Annotated in this window: 12 protein-coding genes; 7 read left to right on the forward strand and 5 right to left on the reverse strand. The window is 71.4% G+C overall.

What is annotated here, in order from left to right; all coding sequences use genetic code 11:
• Positions 1-373: 373 nt before the first annotated feature.
• Complete coding sequence (gene idi / locus CcI156_RS21125) at positions 374-967, reverse strand: isopentenyl-diphosphate Delta-isomerase (protein ID WP_035734199.1); 594 nt, start codon at positions 965-967, stop codon at positions 374-376.
• 417 nt (positions 968-1384) lie between these two features.
• On the opposite strand from idi, the gene bioB reads away from it, so the two are divergent.
• Together bioB and fxsT are read left to right on the forward strand one after the other, a co-directional pair.
• Positions 1385-2467 carry a biotin synthase BioB gene (bioB, locus tag CcI156_RS21130; protein WP_076807775.1) on the forward strand — a complete coding sequence of 361 codons (1083 nt, stop codon included), beginning with the start codon at positions 1385-1387 and terminating at the stop codon, positions 2465-2467.
• 47 nt (positions 2468-2514) lie between these two features.
• The gene (gene fxsT / locus CcI156_RS21135; RefSeq protein WP_023841569.1) at positions 2515-5439 is read left to right on the forward strand and encodes an FxSxx-COOH system tetratricopeptide repeat protein; all 2925 of its coding nucleotides are present in this window, start codon (positions 2515-2517) and stop codon (positions 5437-5439) included.
• A 39-nt stretch (positions 5440-5478) separates the two neighbouring features.
• Here fxsT and CcI156_RS21140 read toward each other — a convergent pair whose 3' ends face one another.
• Complete coding sequence (locus CcI156_RS21140) at positions 5479-7473, reverse strand: serine/threonine-protein kinase (protein WP_175637640.1); 1995 nt, start codon at positions 7471-7473, stop codon at positions 5479-5481.
• Complete coding sequence (locus tag CcI156_RS21145) at positions 7464-12077, reverse strand: AAA family ATPase (protein WP_083718729.1); 4614 nt, start codon at positions 12075-12077, stop codon at positions 7464-7466. Before CcI156_RS21145 ends, CcI156_RS21140 begins: the two co-directional genes overlap by 10 nt.
• Positions 12078-12594: 517 nt before the next feature.
• Between CcI156_RS21145 and CcI156_RS21150 the strand changes: the two genes are divergently transcribed.
• Together CcI156_RS21150 and CcI156_RS21155 are read left to right on the forward strand one after the other, a co-directional pair.
• Positions 12595-13185, forward strand: coding sequence for an RNA polymerase sigma factor (locus CcI156_RS21150; RefSeq protein ID WP_035734204.1), 591 nt, complete (start codon positions 12595-12597; stop codon positions 13183-13185).
• An 87-nt stretch (positions 13186-13272) separates the two neighbouring features.
• Positions 13273-14238, forward strand: a complete 966-nt coding sequence (locus CcI156_RS21155; RefSeq protein WP_011438544.1) for a hypothetical protein — start codon at positions 13273-13275, stop codon at positions 14236-14238.
• Positions 14239-14338: 100 nt separating this feature from the next.
• On the opposite strand, the gene CcI156_RS26375 is transcribed toward CcI156_RS21155, so the two are convergent.
• Entirely contained in the window at positions 14339-14569 is a 231-nt protein-coding gene (locus tag CcI156_RS26375; RefSeq protein WP_023841564.1) for a hypothetical protein, read from the reverse strand.
• Positions 14570-15024: 455 nt separating this feature from the next.
• On the opposite strand from CcI156_RS26375, the gene CcI156_RS21165 reads away from it, so the two are divergent.
• Positions 15025-16998, forward strand: a complete 1974-nt coding sequence (locus CcI156_RS21165; RefSeq protein WP_076807781.1) for a PAS domain-containing sensor histidine kinase — start codon at positions 15025-15027, stop codon at positions 16996-16998.
• 207 nt (positions 16999-17205) lie between these two features.
• Positions 17206-17709, forward strand: coding sequence for a hypothetical protein (locus CcI156_RS27915; protein ID WP_175455969.1), 504 nt, complete (start codon positions 17206-17208; stop codon positions 17707-17709).
• Between the two features lie 144 nt (positions 17710-17853).
• Here the strand turns inward: CcI156_RS27915 and CcI156_RS21175 are convergent, their stop codons facing one another.
• A complete protein-coding gene (locus CcI156_RS21175) occupies positions 17854-19287 on the reverse strand; it encodes an NAD(P)/FAD-dependent oxidoreductase (protein ID WP_076807760.1) in 1434 nt (477 codons plus the stop codon).
• A 485-nt stretch (positions 19288-19772) separates the two neighbouring features.
• Between CcI156_RS21175 and CcI156_RS21180 the strand changes: the two genes are divergently transcribed.
• The gene (locus CcI156_RS21180) at positions 19773-20669 is read left to right on the forward strand and encodes a hypothetical protein (protein WP_371681834.1); all 897 of its coding nucleotides are present in this window, start codon (positions 19773-19775) and stop codon (positions 20667-20669) included.
• Positions 20670-20723: the final 54 nt, after the last annotated feature.

Raw genomic sequence — 20723 nt, forward strand, 5'->3', positions numbered from 1 at the left:
TCCTCTGGCTACGCAGCCTCCCGACCCCATGATCCGAACCCAGAACAGGCCCTAGTGCTGGTTGGGTGCACCCGTCAGCCGCCGGTTCGACCGCCAAGCAGTGGACGGTAGGTCCGATCGCCTCGGTCATCGACCATGTCCGGGATGCCGTGACGCGGCGGGGTGCCGTGGACTGACGCCGTGCTCCTGCCACCCGCGTCGCGGTGTCGTCGTCGCCACGGACCCCCGGGTCGGGGCCGGCGGCGGACGGTCGCGCGGCGTCCGGGACCATCCGCGGTTCGGTGGCCCCGGGCGTCAGCGCCGGCACGGCAACCCCTCCGGAACAGGATGCCCTCCGGAACAGGACGGAGGGTCGGCTCGCCGGATGGCCGGCTCAGGCGTGGGTTCCRCCGGAGACGAGGGAGAGCGCGGCGGTCAGCGGATGGGCCGCCGCGCTGAACGCCGCCATCTGGTCGACCGACCAGGGGCTTAGCGCCCAGGGCGCGGCGGCGGCCACCCGGCGGTAGTCGTCCCACTCGACCCAGCGCCACTCGACCACCTCGGCCGGGTCCGGATCCGGGTCCCCGAGCGCCCGCGCCACGTAGACCGGGCAGACCTCGTTCTCCACGAGACCGTCGGCGGCGGTGGCGCGGTAGGCGAAGTCCGGCAGCGCGCAGTGCAGGTCGGTCAACTCCAGGCGGAGTTCCTGGCCTACCCGGCGCTCGACGGCCCGCGCCAGATCCTCGCCTGGGCGGGGATGCCCACAGCAGCTGTTCGTCCACACCCCCGGCCAGGTCCGCTTGTCGAGCGCCCGGCGGGTGACGAGCAGCCTGCCGGACGGGTCGAAAAGGTAGGACGAGAACGCCAGGTGCAGGGGGGTGTCGAGGCCGTGCACGGCGATCCGCGGCGCCGTCCCGCAGGGGCGGCGTTCGGCGTCGAGGAGCACGACCTCGTCGGCGGGCGGGACCGACGCGGTGTCACGCGACACCGTCTGTGGTGACGCCGCGTCACGCGGCACCGTCACGACGTCGGAGTCGGATCCTTGCGGGCTCACTCGTGGGCCTCACTTTCCGGTCGAAGGTCCAGTTTCCACTCGAAGGTCCAGTCGCTGGTTCGGTCGGTGTGGGGTGGGCGCCGGCGACGCTGTCGCCCGACACGCACGCGTCGTTCTCCTCCACCCGGGATCCAGTCGCCACATACCCATCCTCCCCTTCCTGCCCGCCGGCGCCGGTTGGCCACGTCCACGTCCGGGCAACCCCGGCCGTACCCCCGCCCCGACGTGGGCGATCGCTGGTTCCGATCAAGGCAACGATGAGAGTGTGGACGCGGCGGAAGGACGATCACCCGCAGGTTTCCGCCGCCCGCCAGTGCCCGCCGTGCCAGCAGAGGATCGAGGATGACGGACATGGACCTGTCAGCCACTCTGAACAGCCTTGTCAGCAAGGGGGTGAGTGGTCAGGCTCCGACCCGGGACGAGGCCCTGGCCGTCCTGCGCAGTGACGACGACGATCTCTTGGACGTCGTCGCCGCCGCCTACCGGCTCCGGCGGAGGTACTTCGGCAGGCGTGTCAAGCTGAACTTTCTGGTGAACCTCAAGAGCGGACTCTGTCCGGAGGACTGTTCCTATTGCTCGCAGCGGCTCGGTTCGAACACGGGAATCCTGAAGTACACCTGGCTCAAGCCCGAGGAGGCCGCCGCGACGGCCGGCGCCGGCATCTCGGGCGGTGCCCGCCGGGTGTGCCTGGTCGCGAGCGGCCGCGGGCCGACGGACCGGGACGTCGACCGCGTGGCGGACACGATCGGCGCGATCAAGACCGCGCATCCGGACGTGGAGGTGTGCGCGTGCCTCGGCCTGCTGTCCGACGGGCAGGCCGCACAGCTGCGGGCGGCCGGTGCGGACGCCTACAACCACAACCTGAACACGGCCGGTGAGAAGTACGCAGACATCTGCACGACGCACACCTACAACGACCGGGTCGACACGGTGCAGGAAGCCAGGCACGCCGGCCTCTCACCCTGCTCGGGTATCATCGCCGGCATGGGKGAGAGCGACGAGGACCTCGTCGACGTCGCCTTCGCGCTGCGCGAGCTCGCCCCGGACTCCATCCCGGTCAACTTCCTCATGCCATTCGAGGGCACGCCCCTGGGGGCGGAGTGGAACCTCAACCCCCGGCAGTGCCTGCGCATTCTCGCCATGGTCCGGTTCGTCAACCCCACGGCCGAGGTGCGGCTCTCGGGCGGCCGGGAGATTCATCTCGGCTCGATGCAGCCCCTCGCCCTCTCGGTGGTGAACTCCATCTTCCTTGGTGACTACCTGACCAGTGAGGGTCAGGAGGGCCACCAGGACCTGAAGATGATCGCCGAGGCGGGATTCACGGTGGAAGGCCTCAACACCGACGCCGAGGCGGCGCTGGCCATGGGCRCGGGCCTGGAGCGGGTCGCGCTACGTCAGYGCGGTGCCGGCACCGACCTGCCGCCCAACGCCTGATCCCGGCCTTCACCTCTCGACTGGCGGGGCGTCCGGGTGGCCAGCCGATGAACCCGGCTGGCACGGATACCACCCACGACGCCGGGAAGACGGTGGACTTCTTCGTCTCCTACGCCGGCGTCGACCAGGCGTGGGCGGAGTGGATCGCGGACACCCTGGAGAGGGCTGGCCGCCGCGTGCTGCTCGAGGCATGGGACTTCGTCCCCGGGTCGAACTGGCCTGCGCTCGTCCAGGCGGGACTGACCACCGCAGGCCGGCTCCTGGCGGTGCTGACCCCGGCCTATCTCGCCTCGGTCGGCGCGGCGGCGCAGTGGCAGGCGATCTGGGCGGCGGACATGGGCGGGCGGGGACGCCGGCTGATTCCGGTGCAGGTCGAGCCGTGCGAGCCCGGCACGCTCGGCCTGCTCGGCAGCCTCACCTGGATCGACCTGACCGACCTGACCGACCTGGCCGGGCCGGGCGCCGCCGCAGCCGCTCGCGCCCGGCTGCTGGACGGGATACGTGCCGCCGTGACAGGGCAGGTGCGGTCGGTCAATCCCACGCCGCTCCCCACCCGCGACACCCGTGACACCCGCGACGTGCCCGCGGCGGCGGACGAGTCCGAACGGGCAGCGCGGTATCCGGGTCGGCCCCCGCTCGTGTGGGGGCTGCCGCCGGAACTGGTGCGTAACCCCCGCTTTGTCGGGCGTGCATCCGAACTCGCCGAGCTGCGCGCGCGACTGACGGGCTTCGACCGGGCCGTGCCCGGCCCCGGTTCCCCTGTGCCGGGGGTGCGGGCCCAGGTGGTGCATGGCCTGGGCGGGGTCGGCAAGACGGAGCTCGTCGTGGAGTTCGCCTACCGGTACAGCCACGCCTACGACCTGGTCTGGTGGATCCGCGGCGACAAGATGACGGAGGTCGTCGCCGGCCTCGCCGCCCTCGCGGCCCAGCTGGGACTCGCCCACGTGGAGGGGGACGAGGCAGCGGCCGCCGCGGCGGCCGAGGCGTTGCGCGCCGGTCGACCTCATCGCCGGTGGCTGTTGGTCGTCGACAATGCCGTTATTGGCAATGCCGTTATTGGCAATGCCGTCATGGGCAACAACGCCGGTGCTACCGCCACCAACCCCTACCTGTCCAGGCTTCTGCAGGCCGCGGAGACCGCCGAGTTCGGACATCTCGTGATTACCTCGCGCAACCCCGACTGGGCCGGTCGGGCTACCGCAACCGAGGTCGCGGTGCTGCCCCGGAGGGACACGATCGATCTGCTGAGGAGGCACCGAGCCGCGCTGGAGGACGCCGAGGCTGAGCGGCTCGCGGCCGCGGTCGGGGACCTGCCGCTGGCGGCGGAACAGGCCGGAGCCTGGCTCGCCGCCAGCGGCATGACCGTTTCGGACTACCTGGCTGCGTTGCGCGTGGAGACTCGGGAACTCCTTACCCGCGGAAAACCGGACCGCTATCCGTTCATTGTCGCCGCGGCGTGGAACCTGGCCCTGGACGAGATCGGACCGGACGAACCGGCCGTCGTCGAGCTGCTGCAGCTGGCCGGATTCTTCGGTCCGGAGCCCATCCCGCTCGACCTGTTTCCCGCGCTGGTGGTGCTGGGGGAGAGCAACGGGGAGCTGGGGGAGAGCAACGGGGAGCTGGGGGAGAGCAACGGGGAGGGGACGCTCTGGTCGGCGCTGAGCGCGGCCTGTTCCTCCCCGCTGCGCTGGGGGGACGTGGTCGCCCGCCTCCGTGCTCTCGGGCTGGGCAAGGTCGAACAGGGAACCATCACCTTGCATCGGCTGGTGCAGGCGGTGCTGCGGGACCGGGTTCCGACGTCGCGGCACCTGGAGTTCCGGGCCACCGTCGGCTGGTTGATGATCAGGGCCCTGCCCACCGCGATCCAGGGTAATCCGGCGGCCTGGCCGCGCTGGGCCGCGCTGCTCCCACACCTTCAGGCCCAGATCGAAGCCGAGCCGTCCCCGGCGGACGCGAACGCGGCGGGCATGCTGGGGCTGGGCAATCTGGCGGCGCTCTATCTCCAGGAAACCGGACAGCTCGCCGCCGCCGTGGACCTGCACACCTGGGTGCTGGCTCGAACCGAGCAGGTCGTGGGAACCGACCACCCCAACACCCTGGTTCTCCGGAACAACCTCGCCCTCGCCCTGCAGAAGGCCGGACGCATTTCCGAGGCCATCGGGTTGTACGAGCGGATCCTGGCGCGGGCCAGCCGCATCCTCGAATCCGATGATCCCAATCTGGGGATCAGCCGTAACAATCTCGCCAGCGCCTATTGGGCCGCCGGACGCATCGCGGAGGCCGTCGAACTGCTCGAGCAGGTTGTCGACGACGCTGGACGGATCCGTGGCCCGGACCATCGCGACACCCTGCTGGCCCGGAGCAACCTGGCCAACGCATACCAGACGGCGGGGCGCTTGGCGGAGGCGATCAGGCTGCACGAAGAGGTTCTCGTCGACGTCGTCCGGGTTCTCGGCCAGGAGCATCTCACGACCTTCCTCGTGCGCAACAATCTCGCCAGCTCCTATCAGGCCAGCGGACGGACGACTGAGGCCCTCGACCTGTACGAGCAGGTACTGACCGGCCGGGAAGGCGTTCTCGGCGACAACCATCCCGACACCCTGCTCTCCCGCAGCAATCTCGCCGACGCCTACCAGGCGCTCGGACGTCTGCCCGAGGCGATCGATCTGTACGAGCGGGTTCTCTCCGATGCCCGCGGTGTTCTCGGCGCCGACCATCCACACATCCTGATCACCTGGAACAACCTGGCCTGCGCCGTTGCGGCCGCGGGGCGCCTCGCGGAGGCGATCGACCTGTACGAGCGGGTACTGGCCGACCAGCGGCGTGTCCTCGGACCGGATCACCGCGACACCCTGACCTCGCAGGGAAACCTCGCCAACGCCTACCGGGCCGCCGGACGCACGAATGCCGACGCCGCTGATGGTGCCGACCCCGCTGATGGTGCCGACGCCGCTGATGGTGCCGGGGACTGACCATCGTCCGGGTCTTCCATGCTTTGCCGGGTGACCGGTCTATGCGACCGGGAGACGGTGGATGAGGTGCTGGGCGGTGTCGACGACGAAGGCGGTGCCGTCGCTGTGGACGGTGACACCGAGCGGCCGCCGCAGACCTGTTCGGGCATCCGCGAAGATGCGGACGAGTCGATCGTGGGTGACGAGGCGGACCCGTCCCCGATCGGGGTCGGTGACCAGCAGACCGCCCGAGGGGGTGGGCGCCAGCGAGTGGGGTCGACCGACGTCCGCGATCCGGGCCGGGGCTCCGTCGTCGGGGGACGCGCCGTAGAACATCCCGGCGGCCGTGGAGATGATCCCGTCGGCGTCGACAGCCCGCAGCAGGTGATTGTCGGTGTCGGCGAGGTAGACATTCCGTCCGGGCGGGGCCGTGACGTCGTGCGGGCGCCGGAGCTGGGCGAACTGGGCGGGTCCGTGATCTCCGGACAGGCCGGGGACACCCGCCCCCGCCAGCGGTGCCGCCCGCAGATCCGGGTCGATCCGGATCACCTGGTGGCCGCCGGTGTTCGCGACGTACACCAGGCCCGCCGCGTCGACGTAGACGCCGTGCGGATGCGCCAGGTTGAGCGAGGCGGCGTGCCGGGCGGCGGGGCCGGCCGGCGGGCCGTGACGGCCGGAGCCGGCGACGGTGACGATCCGACCGTCCGGCGCGACCCGGCGGATCCGATTATTGAAGCTGTCCGCGATGAACAGGGAACCGTCGGGGCCCAGGGCCAGCCCGCACGGGTTGTCCAGCTCGGCGTTGACGGCCGGCCCCCCGTCACCGTGCGGGCCGCTCTTGCYGGAGCCGGCCACGTGAACCGTCCGGCCGTCGCGTTCGATCCGGAGCACCCGGTGGCGTAGCCGTTGGGACACGTATACCGCACCATCCGGCGCGGCGACCACGCTGTACGGGTAGTCCACCCGCAACGGCGCGGACGTGATGTCGGCCGGGCGGAGGTCGCGCCGCGCGGTCCGGTTCAGGGACCGGCGCCGGATCACGCCGGCTGACCATCGGCGTGGTGAGGCGGTGGCTGGTGGTGTGCGGGCTGGTGGTGTGCGGGCTGGTGGTGTGCGGGCTGGTGGTGTGCGGGCTGGTGGACTGCCGCGCGCCGCGTCGCGCACATCGTCGTCGAGCCGCAGCGGCAGCGGGCAGCGGGTGAGCCAGCCCGCACCGAGCGCATGGGCCGTCGCGGCGGCGAGATCCAGGGCGAACGCGCGGGCCGACGGCGGGCGTGCACCGGGCTCCTTGCGCAGCGCCCGGTCCACCACCGCGGCGATTGCCGGCGGCGCGGCGTCCAGTGGTTGCGGCGCGACGCGCAGATGATGGTCCATCAGCTGCGCCATCGATAGCGCCCGGACGAACGGTGGGCGGCCGCTGAGCAGTTCGTAGAGGACGATCCCGAGTGCGTACAGGTCGCACGCCGGTCCCGGCGGCCGGCCGTCGAACTGTTCCGGCGCCATGTAGACGGGGGTACCGACGAGCGTGCTCGGGGCCGCGCCGGAAGCGCCGATGAGCTTGGCGATCCCGAAGTCGGTGACCTTCAGCAGGCCGTCGGCGCTGAAGAGAATGTTGTCCGGTTTGATGTCGCGGTGCAGGATCCCGCCCGCGTGCGCGCATTCCAGCGCGGCGGCGGTCGCCAACCCGATCGCGCAGACGACGTCGACGGTCAGCCCGTTCGCCGCGCGGGCCCGCACGGTGCCGCCCGCCAGTCGTTCCATGACGAGCAGGCACAGGTCCCCGGATTCGACGTAGTCGTAGATGCGGACTACGTGGGGATGGTCGAGTCCGGCCAGCAGGCGCGCCTCCGCCAGGAACCGACCGTGGGCGCCGCCGTCCGCCGCGCTGGTCGACAGGACCTTGATCGCAACGGTTCGACCGAGCCGGCGGTGGCGACCCGCGAGGACGACGGCGTGACCGCCGTGCCCGAGCATGGCGGTCACCTCATAGGCGGGGAGCGCCTCGGCCACCCGGTCGGTGATGAACCGTTCCGGCTCCGGTCCGGTCAGCCGCACGGCGGATCGTAGTCGAGGCCCGGCAGGTACTGTTTCCATTCCTCGCGGGTGAGCGGGTCGCCGGCCCGCGCGCACAGCCGCGTGACGACGCTCGCCGGGTCGAGGTCCCAGACGAATCCGATCACCTGGTAGGGCGCTCCGACGATGAAGGCGGTGTCCGGGGCGAAGGCGACCGCAGCGAAGCCGTTGTAGCGGCCGCTGAAGGTGGCGTACGGCACCGGGTCGGCCGGATCGGACATGTCCCACAGCCGCACCACGCCGTTCGCGCCGCCGACGCCCGCCGCCATGAGCCGGCCGTCGGAGCTGAATTCGATGGAGTTGACGCCGGCCCCCAACCCGATGATCGAGGGCAGCGCGCGGGGGGCCCGGCGGTCCGTGACGTCCCACAGGGCGACCTTCGTGTCGAAGCTGCCGACGGCGAGGGTCCTTCCGTCCCGGCTGAAGGCGATGGTGATCAGGGCGCTGGTGAAGCCCGTGATCGTGCTGATGCCCGCCGGTCGGTCCGGTGTCGTGATGTCCCACAACCGGATGGTCCGGTCGCTGCTTCCGGACGCCAGGGTGCGCCCGTCCGGGCTGAAACTGACGGTGGCGACGTCGTAGCGGTGCCCTGCGAGGACGGACCGCSCCCGGGGCGTGGCCGGGGCGGAGATGTCCACCAGGGCCAGCCGGGCGCTCGTGCCGGCCAGCGCGAGGGTCCGGCCGTCCGGGCTGACCTCCAGGTCCTTGATCCCGCCGATGCCGGGATGGATGGTGGACAGCAGCCTGGGACGGTGGATGTCGGCGACGTCCCACAGCGTGACCATGCCGTCGAAGTCGGTGGCGTAGTCGAGGCTGCCGGCGATGAGGACCCTGCCGTTCGGGGTGAACCGGACGCTGCCGACCGCGGCGTTGAATCCGGTCAACGTGGCGGCCGGTAGCGGCCGATCGGGGTCATGCGCATCCCACAGCCGGACGGTCTGCCCGTAGTCCCCGGTGGCTAGGACCCGCCCGTTCGGATGGACCGCCGTCGACCACAGGAAGCGGTGGTGCCCGACCAGCACCGGCCCCGGCACGTCCCACAGGCGCAGGGTGCGGTCGTCGGCACCGGAGGCGAGGGTTCGCCCGTCCGGGCTGAAGGCCAACGCCCACGGCTTCGACGCGTGCGGCAGGACCGCGATGGCGTCGAAATGGCGGGACGGATCGTAGATCTCGACCGCGCTGTTCACCCCCACGGCCACGAGGCCGTCCACGTTGACCGCCACCGCCTCGACCGATCGCACCTCGTCGATGACCTGGAGGGTGGTCGGCCGTCGCGGGTCGGTGAGATCGAAGACCCGCGCGGTGGTGTCGTCGCTGCCGGTCACCGCCGTCTTCCCGTCCGGGCTGATGGCGACCGCACGGACGGCCGTGTTCGCGCTGAGCACGACATTCGGGCCCGCCTCGCCCTTCAGCTCGCTCAGCTCCGCCGGGGCGGCGAGGTCCCGCACGTCCCACAGCAGGGCCCGGCCGTCGTCGCCACCGGTCAGCAGCTCGGTGCCGTCGGGACTGAACGCGACGGCACGGACGTTCGCGGTGTGGGCGGTGATCGCGCCGGCCGGCCGGATCGCGCTCACGTCGGAGACGTCCCACAGCCGCACCTGTGATCCGTACCCGCYGGTGGCAAGGACCCGGCTGTCGGAGCGGAAGGCCAGCCCGTGGATCGAGTCGGAGGCGCCGGGTAACGTCGCCGCGAGCACCGGGTGAGTGGGATCGGTGATGGTCCACAGCCGGACCGTCCGGTCGTCGCTCCCGGTGGCGACGAACCGGCCGTCCGGGCTGAACGCCACGGATTTCACCGCCAGCCGGTGGCCCCTGATCGTGCTGAGCGGGGTGCGGCGGGTGGGGTCTGACGCGGACCACAGGGCGACCGTCCAGTCGTCGCTCGCCGTCGCCACCAGCCTGCCGTCCCGGCTGTAGGCGACCGCGCCGATCGGACGGGTCTGCGTGCCGAGGTGACGGGTGGCGAAGCCGTAGTCGCTCGCGAACGTCGACAGCACGGCGCTGCGCGCCTCCGCCGTCGGCGCCAGGCGGTAGGCGACGGCGCCGAGCTGGGCGGCGGCCAGCGGGTCGGACCTGCGTAGCTGGTCGGCCTGCCGGCCGATCGCCACCGACAGCGCCCGGTCCCGCTCGCCGGCGATCTGGGCCCGTTGCCGGAAGGCGAACGCCATCGCTCCACCGGCGATCAGGGTCAGCACCGTGAGAGCGGCGACGAGCTGGTGCAGCCGCCTGGTCCGCCGGACCTCGGCCCGCCGCGCCGCCTGCTCGGCCGCGAGGGAGGCCGCCAGAAAGTCCCGCGCGACCGGGCTCAGTGCCGTCTGCCGCTGCCCGGCCTGCGCCCACTCCCGGACGGTCGCCAGCCGACTGCCGGCGAACAGGTAGGACGGGTCCCGCCCGCCGTCGTCCCAGGTGGCCGCGGCGTCGGTGAGCCGCTGTCGGGTCACCGCCGCGGCACGATCGACCTCGATCCACTCGCGCAGCCGCGGCCACGAGCGCAGCAGCGCCTCGTGGGAGATCTCGACGGTGTCGGCGTCCACGGTGACGAGTCGGGCGGCGACCAGCGCGTCGAGGACGGCGGAGACGTTCTGGGCTGACGCCGAGTTCTGGGCTGACGCCGACGTGGACAGCAGCTCGGTGCGTGAGACGCGGCGGCGGGTGTCGTCCGTCCCATCCCCGAACTGGATCATCTGTAGCAGGATCTGCCAGGCCGCATCCTGGCCGGCCGCGTCCAGCGTGCCGAAGGTCTCCTCCGCCGTCCGGGCGATGGCCCCCCGTAGACCCCCGGCCCGCAGGTAACCGGCCACCGTCAGAGTGCCGTTCTCGCGTTCCCGCCAGGTGGCGCGCAGCGCGTGCGCGAGCAGGGGCAACGATCCGGGGTCGGCGACGACGCCGTGCTCGTCGGCGCCGATGTCGTGCAGCATCAGATCGACCAGGCCCGGCTCCACCGTGAGCCCTACCGCCTCGGCCGGCTTCACGATGGCGTCGCGCACCTCCGCCGCGGTCATCGGCCCGACCACGACCTGCCCCGTCTGGAGCGCGTCCACCAGCTCCGGATAGGCCGCGCACCAGCCATAGAAGTCGGCGCGGACGCCGATGACGACGACCGCCGGTGGACGGGTGGCCCCGTCCCCGCGGCACGCGGCGACCAGCGCGCGGATGAACGCGCCGCGCTCCTCCTCATCCGCGCACAGGGTGAACGTCTCCTCGAACTGGTCGACGACGATCACCACCCGCCGGGTCGGCGGGGTGGTCCCGCCGCCGGCGGCGGCCGGACCCAGGGCGAGCAGATCCGACAGCGCCCCGACGAAACGGGCGGGTTGCGAGACGACGTCGAGCCGTGCCGCCGCGAGCACGGACAGCCCGGCCGCCTGCGCCACCGTGCGGGCCAGCTCGCGGGCCGGGTGATCCGTGGGTGTCATCAGGACCTGCGGCCAACCGCGGGCGCCCGCCACTGCGCCCCGGGCGAGCGCCGGGAGCAGCCCGGCGCCCAGCAGCGACGACTTTCCCGAGCCGGAGGCACCGACGAGCACCAGCGGACCCGCGCCGTCCAGCCGTTCCTCCAGCCGCGACAGCGCCTCGGCCGTCGCTCGCTCCCGCCCGAAGAACCAGCGCTGCGTGCCGGCGTCGAACGAGGCGAGACCGGGATAGGGGCAGGCGGCCTCACCGGTGGTCCCCCCGCCGTCCGGTGCGCTGGGAAGCCCCGCCGGCTGTCGCGGGGTTGGAGTCACCACCGGGCCGGGGCCGTCGGTGAGCACGGTGGTCGGCGCCGGCTCCAGGTCGGCGATCGGCGGGGTGTGCGCGGCGTTGCCGGCGAGGATCACCCCATCCGACCAGGCGGCGGCGRAATGCAGCACTGCGTTCCCGGCCGCGGTGAGACGTTGGGCGAGCCGCCGGGTCACCTGCCCGACGCTCAGCTCGACCGGGCCGTCCGGGTCGCCGTTGACGAGGAGCCGGACCAGGCCGGCGGACAGCGGCGGTCCGTCATCCGCGGCCGGCCCGGTGTGCGCGGCCAGCGGCGAGGTCAGCACGAGCAGCTCCACGCCGTCGCCGGCCGCGTTGACGCCGCCCCCCGCATCTTCACGAGGACCGGGAACATCCTCGCGAAGACCGGGAACGCGAGGTGGCACCGGCGGGACGGTGGAGTTGGCGACCGTGGTCCGCACCCACAKACCGTCGACGGCGATGAGCCGGGTGGCGGCCCGGCTCGTCGCCATCGTCGCCAGGACCGACGACAACGGCAGGGCCGTGTAGGCCAGGCGATGGGGACGGCTGTCCGACACGGCCGTCGCCAGATGGATCATCCCGTCGGCGTCGACGAGGACGATGCCGGCGTAGTAGACGAGGAGAGCCTCGGTGGCCTGCTCGACGGCCGCCGCGAGAGCCTCGCCGAGATCGAGCGGGGTCGCCGGGTCGACGACCGTGCGCAGGCTTTCCTCGGCCAGCCCGCAGCGCTCCACGAACACGCCGCCGACCGCGGCCACGGCCCGCGCTACCACGGCGCCGACCTCGCCCGCCCGGTCGACGCCGGGCCCACCGAGCCCGCCCGTGCCGACGACGAGAACCCGCGCACCGGCGGATCCCAGAACCAACCGCGACGTCCGCGACGTCGATGAACGAGCCACAGCTCTCGCCCTGCCCCCCGTGCCCGACATAAGCGGCCAGATGCCCCCGACCAGGTCATCCAGCTGGCGCATCAACCATAGATCAATCCGACGGCGCCCGGGCGGAATGCCGCGGAACCCGAACGTTATCCTCGGGGCGCGGCTGAGTCTGACCGTGCCAGTGCGTTGTCGCTGTGCTATGAGCAAGCCCCCCATGTCCGGCCGTTCCGGGCGAGGTCGCATCATCTGCGCGGTGAGCGAGAGCGCGGAGCTGAGCGCAGATGCGGTCGCCACTGAGGGCATCCCGCGACGATCATCTTCCTCGGTGAGGCCGGCCTCGGCGGGGCCGGCCTCCGCGCCTGGCGGCCCGGCGGCGCTGGTGCCGGCGCCGGCGGCCGGCCACCAAACCCGCGCCGGGGTCGGCAGGCCGTCCGTTGGGGAGCCGTCCCCCAAGGAGCCGTCCGTCAAGGAACCGTCCGTCGAGGAGTCGGATCTTTCCTCGGCGGTGAGCGGGGCACGCCGCGGTGACGAGGCGGCCTTCAGGCTGCTCTACCGGACGATCCAGCCGGGTCTGTTGCGGTACCTGCGGGTACTCGTCGGTGACGAGGCCGAGGATGTCGCGTCCGAGGCATGGCTGCAGATAGCCCGGGACCTGCCGTCGTTCCGTGGGGACTTCGACGGGTTTCGCGGCTGGGTAGCCACGATCGCGCGTCATCGCGCGCTCGACCAGCTGCGCCGGCGATCTCGCCGCCCGCGCGGTGACGTACCGGTCGAGACRGTGATGACGGAGATGGCCGCGCCCGATGACACCGCCGGCGAGGCGTTGGAGGCGATGTCCACCGAGGCCGCCATGCGCCTGATCGCGGGCCTGCCGTTGGACCAGGCGGAGGCGGTGCTCCTGCGGGTGGTCATGGGGCTGGACGCGAAGACCGCGGGGCGGGTTCTGGGCAAGCGCGCCGGCGCGGTCCGCACCGCGGCGCACCGGGGGCTACGCAGGCTTGCCGAACAGCTCGGTGATGGTGGGGGCACCGGGGTTGGTCGACCGGAGGCAGGTGAACCAGGTGAACATGGTCGGGGTGGCGGCGCGCGGCGATGACCATGGGCTCCGGCCAAGTGCAACACGGCCAGGTGTAACACGGCCAGGTGTAACACCGGTGAGGGCTTCGACGCTGAAGGACGTGAGATGAGCACACACCGACCCCGTCGGATCGGCCGGGGCGCCGCGGAGCGGATGCTTCGCGGCGGCCCGGTCAATGCGGGGGCCGGTGCGGATCCCCTTGCCGATCTGCTCGCCGCCGTGGCCGCTCCGGCCCGCGAGGGCGAGCTCGACGGTGAGGAAGCGGCTGTGGCCGCTTTCCGGGAGGCGCGTCTCGCTCACGTCACCCAGCCGCGGAGAGAGCCCATGTCCAAGTTGTTGCTCGCGAAGTTCCTGACCGCGAAGGTCGCCGCCGTGGCGGTCGCGGCCACGGCCGTCGGAGGCGTCGCCGCCGCCGCCGGCACAGGAGTACTGCCCGTCCCCGGTGTAGGTGGCAGCGCCGCTGTGTCCCCGGTGGCTACGCCCTCCGCCGAGGTGACCGCGCCGCGGGTCTCAGTGCCGAGCGCCGGTGCGTCCGTCTCGGCGTCCCTGCTCGCGCTGTGCCATACCTACACGGCCGACGCCGGCGCGGCTCTCAGTTCCCCGGACCTGAACGCGCTGGTCACTGCCGCTGGCGGCAGTGACCAGGTCGGCGCCTTCTGCGCGAAGGCCCTGCGGGCCGAGGCCAGCGCCGGGGTGGGTGCGGCCGCCGGGCCGGGCGGCACGGGTGCCGGCGCGCGGGTTCCGGGTGCGGGCGTGGGTGTGGGTGCCGGGCCGGGTGGTGCGGGTCTTGGCGTCGGGGTGGGGCCGAGTGCGGGTGTGGGTGCGGCCGCGGGGCCGGGTGGTGCGGGTCTTGGCGTCGGGGTGGGGCCGAGTGCGGGTGTGGGTGCGGCCGCCGGGCCGGGCGGCACGGGTGCCGGCGCGCAGGTTCCGGGTGCGGGCGTGGGTACGACCGCGGGGCCGGGTGGTGCGGGTCTTGGCGTCGGGGTGGGGCCGAGTGCGGGTGTGGGTGCGGCCGCCGGGCCGGGCGGCACCGGTCTCGGCGCTAGCGTGGCGCCGTCGGTTCGTCGCTGACCGGTAGGTGTCCCAGGAGGGCCCCGGCAGGCCAGGAGGGCCCCGGCCGGCCTGGAGGGGGCCGGCCTGGAGGGGGCCGGCCGGCCCCCGGGGTCGGGGTTCAGGCGGCGAGCCCGTGCCGTGCGTCCGCTGCCTGACAGCTGACGACCAGTTCGGCGTCGCGGGAGGCCTCCAGCAGGCCGAGTGCCACGAACCGGTGGACCAGGTCGGGATGCAGCCCGCCGCGGCTGGCGACCGTCTCCACGGTCAGCTTCCGGGCTGGTGCCAGCGGGTAACGCGGCCGGGTGGTCGACGGCGCCGTCCGCTGCCGCGACGGGAATGGAGTGGTCATCGCCGGGATCCCTTGCTCGGATCGGACTTTCTGGGGTCGGAGTTCCTCAGGTCGGAGTTCCTCGGGTCGAAGGTCCAGGTGGCCGCCAGTTCTCCGAACAGCGCCCGCTCCCGGTCGGTCGGCCTCGGCGGCACTGCCACGCTGACCTCGGCTTCCTGGTCGGCGCCCGGGATCGGCCCGGGGCGCCGCCGCCGAGAACGTGCCGCCGAGGCCGAGTGTTACGCCATCAGATGGCTTCCCGATCCACCGGCGCCTCAAAACCACCCACCTGAGCCTCAAAACCACCCGCCGGGATCCCACCAAGCCGATCAGGTCGGTCCTCCGGGAGAAGGCACGCATAAGCGGTGAACCACGGTGGCGGGTTGGCACGGGTCGGCACGGGGGGTCGGCATCTGTGCTACGGTCCACTCCGCCTCACTTAAAGAGTCGGTCCGATTACCGATCGTGGTGATGTGGTGAAGGGTTCCTCAGACCTGGCCAGCGGTCTGTTGGAGGCGGCACCGGACGCGATCGTCGCCGTCCGGGACGACGGGGCCATCGTCCTGGTCAATACGCAGGCCGAGCGGCTGTTCGGCTACACCCGCGACGAGCTGGTCGGCCAACCGGTCGAGATCCTCATCCCGGTCGGTGTCCGCGCCGTCCATCCTGATCATCGGAACCGCTACTTCGCCGATCCCCGGCCGCGGCCGATGGGTGCCGGCATGGAACTGGCCGGGCGCCGCCGCGACGGCAGCGAGTTCCCCGCCGAGATCAGTCTCAGCCCGTTGGAGACCGAGGAGGGAACGATTGTCTCCGCGGCCGTGCGTGACGTGACCGACCGCAAACGGGCGGAGGCGAAGTTCCGCGGCCTGCTGGAAGCCGCGCCCGACGCGATCATCGGAGTCCGCCCCGATGGACAGATCGTCCTGGTCAACGCGCAGGCCGAGCGGCTGTTCGGCTACACCCGCGACGAGCTGGTCGGCCAACCGGTCGAGATCCTCATCCCGGTCGGTGTCCGCGCCGTCCATCCTGATCATCGGAACCGCTACTTCGCCGCCCCCCGCCCCCGGCCGATGGGTGCCGGCCTCCAGCTCGCCGCCCGCCGCCGCAACGGCAGCGAGTTCCCCGTGGAAATCAGTCTCAGCCCGCTGGAGACCGAGGAGGGAATACTCGTCTCCGCGGCGGTCCGGGACGTCACCGACCGCCTCGAAGCCCAGGCCGAGGGGGAACGGTTGCGCGTCGAGGCGCAACGCCGCAACTTCGAGGCCCAGCTCCACCAGTCCCAGCGGTTGGAAAGCCTCGGCCAGCTCGCCGGCGGGGTGGCGCACGACTTCAACAACCTCCTCGGCGTCGTCATCAACTATGCCTCGTTCGTCGCCGAGGAGGTCGCCYAGGCTGCCGCCACACAGACCGCGGGCGGACGGTGGAGCGACGTGCTGCGCGACATCGAACAGATCCAACGCGCCGCCGACCGCGCCACCGCCCTCACCCACCAGCTCCTCACCTTCKGCCGCCGCGAAACCGTGCAGCCCCGGGTACTCGACCTCAACCAGGTCGTCACCGACCTGGAGAACCTGCTGCACCGCACCCTGGGCGAACACATCGAGCTGCACATTCATCTGCAACCCGAGCTGTGGCCCATCCTGGCCGACCCCGGCCAGATCGAACAGGTCCTGACCAACCTTGCCGTCAACGCCCKCGACGCCATGCCCGACGGCGGCGTGCTGACCATCGACACCGCCAACATCACGATCGATCCGGACTACGCGGGCGAACGCCCGGGCGTGAAAGCCGGCCCGCATGCCCGGATCCGCGTCTCCGACAGCGGCACCGRCATGCCCCCGGAGGTCCTTGCCCGGGTCTTCGAACCGTTCTTCACCACGAAACCCAAGGGGGAAGGCTCCGGCCTCGGCCTCGCCACCGTCTACGGGATCATCAGCCAGGCCGGCGGAAACACCGACATCTACTCCGAACCCGGGGTTGGCACCACCATTCGCTGCCTGCTCCCCGCCACCGCCGCCATCACCACGGACGCCGCCGGTCAGCCGGACACCACGACCGGCACTCCAGCACACGCGGGCGAGACCGTCCTGCTCGTCGAGGACCAGCCCGCCATCCTCGAGGTCACCCGCCGCCTGCTTGCCCGCAACGGCTACCAGGTCCTCACCGCTACCTCCGCCGACGAGGCCCTCCCCCTCGCAGCCGACCACCCCGGCCCCATCCACCTGCTGCTGACCGACGTCATCATGCCGCGCCTGCAGGGCAAGGAACTCGCCAGCCGGATCCGCTCCACCCGCCCCGAAATCCGGGTGCTCTACATGTCCGGCTACGCCCACCCGGTCCTCGCCACCCAGGGGAAACTTGATCCCGGTGTCATCCTGCTCGAAAAGCCCTTCTCCGAACGGGTCCTGCTCGCCAAAGTCCGAGATGCCCTCAACTCTTCGACCTGACCAAGAATCAACCAGGACCCACCTCAACGGCCGGGATATTTCCTTTCTTCCCCGTTGATAAGAAATATCCGTCAGCCGGCGCTTTCGTCGTCGCTTGTCCTGCCGCGTGGCCCTGGCCGCGGATGGTGGTTTCTGCGGTTGACAGTCTCTGCCCGCGTCATAGGCTCAGCCGTGGGACGGATGCCCGACCGGGGTAGAGTGATGATAATGAATCAGCAGGAAGCGCAGCAGGTGGAGCGCGTGCTGCGGCAGAACTGGCAGCAGATCCGATACCAGATCCTTGACCAGTTCGCCGAGGTAAACTCGTCGGACCTGGACGCAGCCTCGAGCGTTGACGACCTTGTTCAGCGCATCGCCGACAGGTCGCACTACAGCGACAGGTATGTAGAAAGCAGGATACGCGAGCTGGTGGGTGTTGCGGCGGGCGCCGGCACCGGTCCGGCGGCGCAACCCACCGCCGCGGCGGCGGCCACAGCCGAGCAGGCCCCAGCGCCAGCCGCGGCCGAGCAGCCGGGGGCCGGGGGCCAAGCGGAGCAGTCCGTGGCCGAGCAGGCCGGGGCGGAGCAGGCCGGGGCGGAGCAGGCCGGGGCGGAGCAGGCCGGGCAGCGGTTCGGCGGGCAGCAGCCGTTTACCGCGGGCCAAGCGGAGCAGGCCGGGGCGGAGCAGGCCGGGCAGCGGTTCGGCGGGCAGCAGCCGTTCGCCGGGGCGTAGCCGCCGAGGCAGACCGGAGGGTGGGGCGCCGTCCAACGATGGAAAGCACCCCACCCTCGGGATGTCCGCGGTAGAGGAGTACTCGAAGGCGCCTTCGAGTGGCTGGGGGTGCTTTCCTACCCGGGATCCGCCGCCCGTCATTCCTCAGTGCCCGACGGCGGCAGTGCCCGACGGCGGCCGACTCCGTGTCGGTGGATCGGCATCGGCCCACGCAGGCGGGCGCGACAGGTCGTCGGTCGGAGCCGGCGGGTCCGCCACCCACCGTTCGACTCGGGTGCGGACCTCGTCAGCGAGGAGGAACTCGGGCCGGATCAAGCCCAGCGCCCGGTAGAATTCGCCCGCGACGTAAGCGTCGTCGACGGCGGTGGCGCGCACCATGCCCAGGTATTGTGCGCCCGCCCGCTCTTCGGGTGTCGGGGCGGGCATATTACGGCTTTCCGTCACGGGAAAGACCAGGTCGGATGCGGTCGCGGCCTGCCAGGCGAACGAGGTGACGGCCATGACGTCGTCGTGGAGACGCTCGACGGCCGTGTCCAGATCGTCCGCCTGACGCAGGCGGTCGCGCAAGGCCACCGCCTGCAGGACGGCCGCGGTCATGCCTTGGCCGTACACCGGGTTGTATACGGCCACCGCGTCGCCGACCGCGATGAACCCCTGTGGCCGCCGAGCCAGCTCGTTCCAGCGGCGGAGCCGATTCACTGACATCCTCGTCGTCCTGATGTCGGTGACGGGCTMGGCACGTTGCCACATCTCGTGCAGGACGGGGGTGACGGCGGTCCGGAGAAACTCGTCGAAGCCCGCCGGGTCGCCGGGCGGGAAGTCACGGCTGGTCCCGACGGCCATGAGGCCATAGAGGTTGTTCTCCTCCGGCAGGAGGAACGCACCTCTGGTGTTGTGCGGTGCCGGTGGCGCGCACACTGCCCGTAGGTCTCCCGGTAGGGCATCCTCGGGCAAGTGGCAGTGCACGGTGGCGTAACCGAGGAACGGTTGCACCGTCGACTCCGGCGGGGCGTCGAACCCGGCGTCGGCGAGCCAGTGCGGGGAGCGAGATGCGCGGCCGCCGGCGTCCACCACAAGCTCGGCCTCGATCAGTCCGCCCAGACCGTCGAGGTCGTCGCACACGACCGCGTCTACCCGGTCGCCGCCGGCCCTGCGCAGGCCGATGGTCTCGGCGTGGCGGAACCGGACGTTCGGTAGCCGGCGGGTCAGCGTCCGGATGGTGTGCTCGGTCAGGGCCCGCGTGCCGAACACGGACCGCATGTCGGATGGCGCACGCCGGATCCAGCCTTCGGGAAAGAAGTAGGCGACGTCGCGTTGCGGGTCATACGGCGGCGCGCCCTGGTCGGTCATCGCGACCGTGAAGCCGCCGTAGAGTTCGTCGAGCGCCGATGCGCCGCCGAACAGCAGGCCGTGCAGATGAGGCGCCTGCGGGACGTTGCGCCGTTCTTCGACGGTTGTCGGCAGGGCGTCTCGGTCGAGAATGGTGACCGCGGCGAAGTGTTCGCTCAGCACGCGCGCCGCGGTGAGTCCCGCAATACCTCCGCCGACGATGACGGCATGGTCCCGCTGTACAGGCATTCCTACCTCCACTCCCGATCTTTCGATTAGGAATCGTAACAGGCGAGGGAGGTCCCGGGCGTGGAATGCCGCCCCGGCAGGAAAGATGCGCGTCCACGGCATTGCCGGTTCCGCGACGTCGGAGTTGAGGAAGCCCTCCACCACTCGCAGCGGCACGCGCAGAAGCGGGTCATCTCCGTCTGCCGGTAACCATGAAGATGATCATGGACCCGGGCCGGCCGGCCCCTGTCCAGCCGGGCGGGTCTGGTTGGAGCAGTGGGATCGATCCCGTGTGCCGGTGGCGGGTTCCTGGCGGGATATAGTGGCTTTTTCTGTGCTAAGTGAGGCCGCTCGACGTCGGGACACTGCCTCACACCCTCTTCACATCGGCGGGATGGCAGCGTGGGCTCGACGCAGGTCCCCGACGTGTAGCCGGGAGCCCCGTGTCCACCGTGCCTGCTCTAAACTTCCTCGATCCGGCACCCATCGAGTCAGAAAGCATATCGATGCCGCCTTCATCGCACAGTCGGACCCGCGCGCGGGAGCCCCTTGCGCCTAAAGTGCCGGAAATCACGGCTCTGTTCTGGGTGGTGAAGATTCTGACCACCGGCATGGGTGAGGCGACCGCAGACTACCTTGCGCATGTCAACTTGGTACTCGCAGCTGTCATCGGTACCGTCGGGTTCACGGTCGCGCTATGGCTGCAGTTCCGCGCCCGGCGCTATTTCGCCCCCGTCTACTGGTTCGCCGTGATGATGGTGGCGGTCTTCGGCACCATGGCCGCCGACGGCCCGCCCATCGGCCATGTCGGCTCGGCGATCTTCTATACCATGCTCCTCGCAACCGTCTTCTTTCTCTGGCGTCGCGCTGAGGGAACGCTGTCGATTMACAGCATCGTGACCCGCCGCCGGGAGACTTACTACTGGCTGGCGGTGCTCGCGACCTTCGCCCTGGGCACCGCGGCCGGCGATGTGACCGCGACCACCATGCACCTGGGCTTTCTGGCCTCGGGCATCGTGTTCACGGCGATCATCGCGGTGCCCGCGGTTGCCTGGTGGCGGTTCGGGTTGAACGAGGTCGTCGCCTTCTGGCTCGCCTACATCGTCACGCGGCCGCTCGGTGCGTCCTTCGCCGACTGGCTCGGTAAGCCTCACTCGCACAGCGGTGTCGGCTTCGGCGACGGACCGGTCAGTGGTGGCGCCACTATCATGATCGTTATATTGGTCGCCTACCTGGCCGTTACCCGCAGGGACGTCCAGCCCAATACAATTCGGTCCGCCGACCTCCTCGTTCCTGGTATGCAGCGAAGCAACACCGGAAGTAATACCGCGAGCGGCAACGCCCGGTCCGCGACGATCCCAGGCCCTGYCCGTCCGCCGGGCCAGCAGGCCCAGGTCGACTAACCCGGCCCGACCACCCCGGCCCGACCGTCATTGATCGAAGCGATCGGCGTCTCC

Origin of the sequence: Frankia sp. CcI156 (assembly GCF_001983015.1) — a bacterium.
Classification (GTDB): domain Bacteria; phylum Actinomycetota; class Actinomycetes; order Frankiales; family Frankiaceae; genus Frankia; species Frankia casuarinae.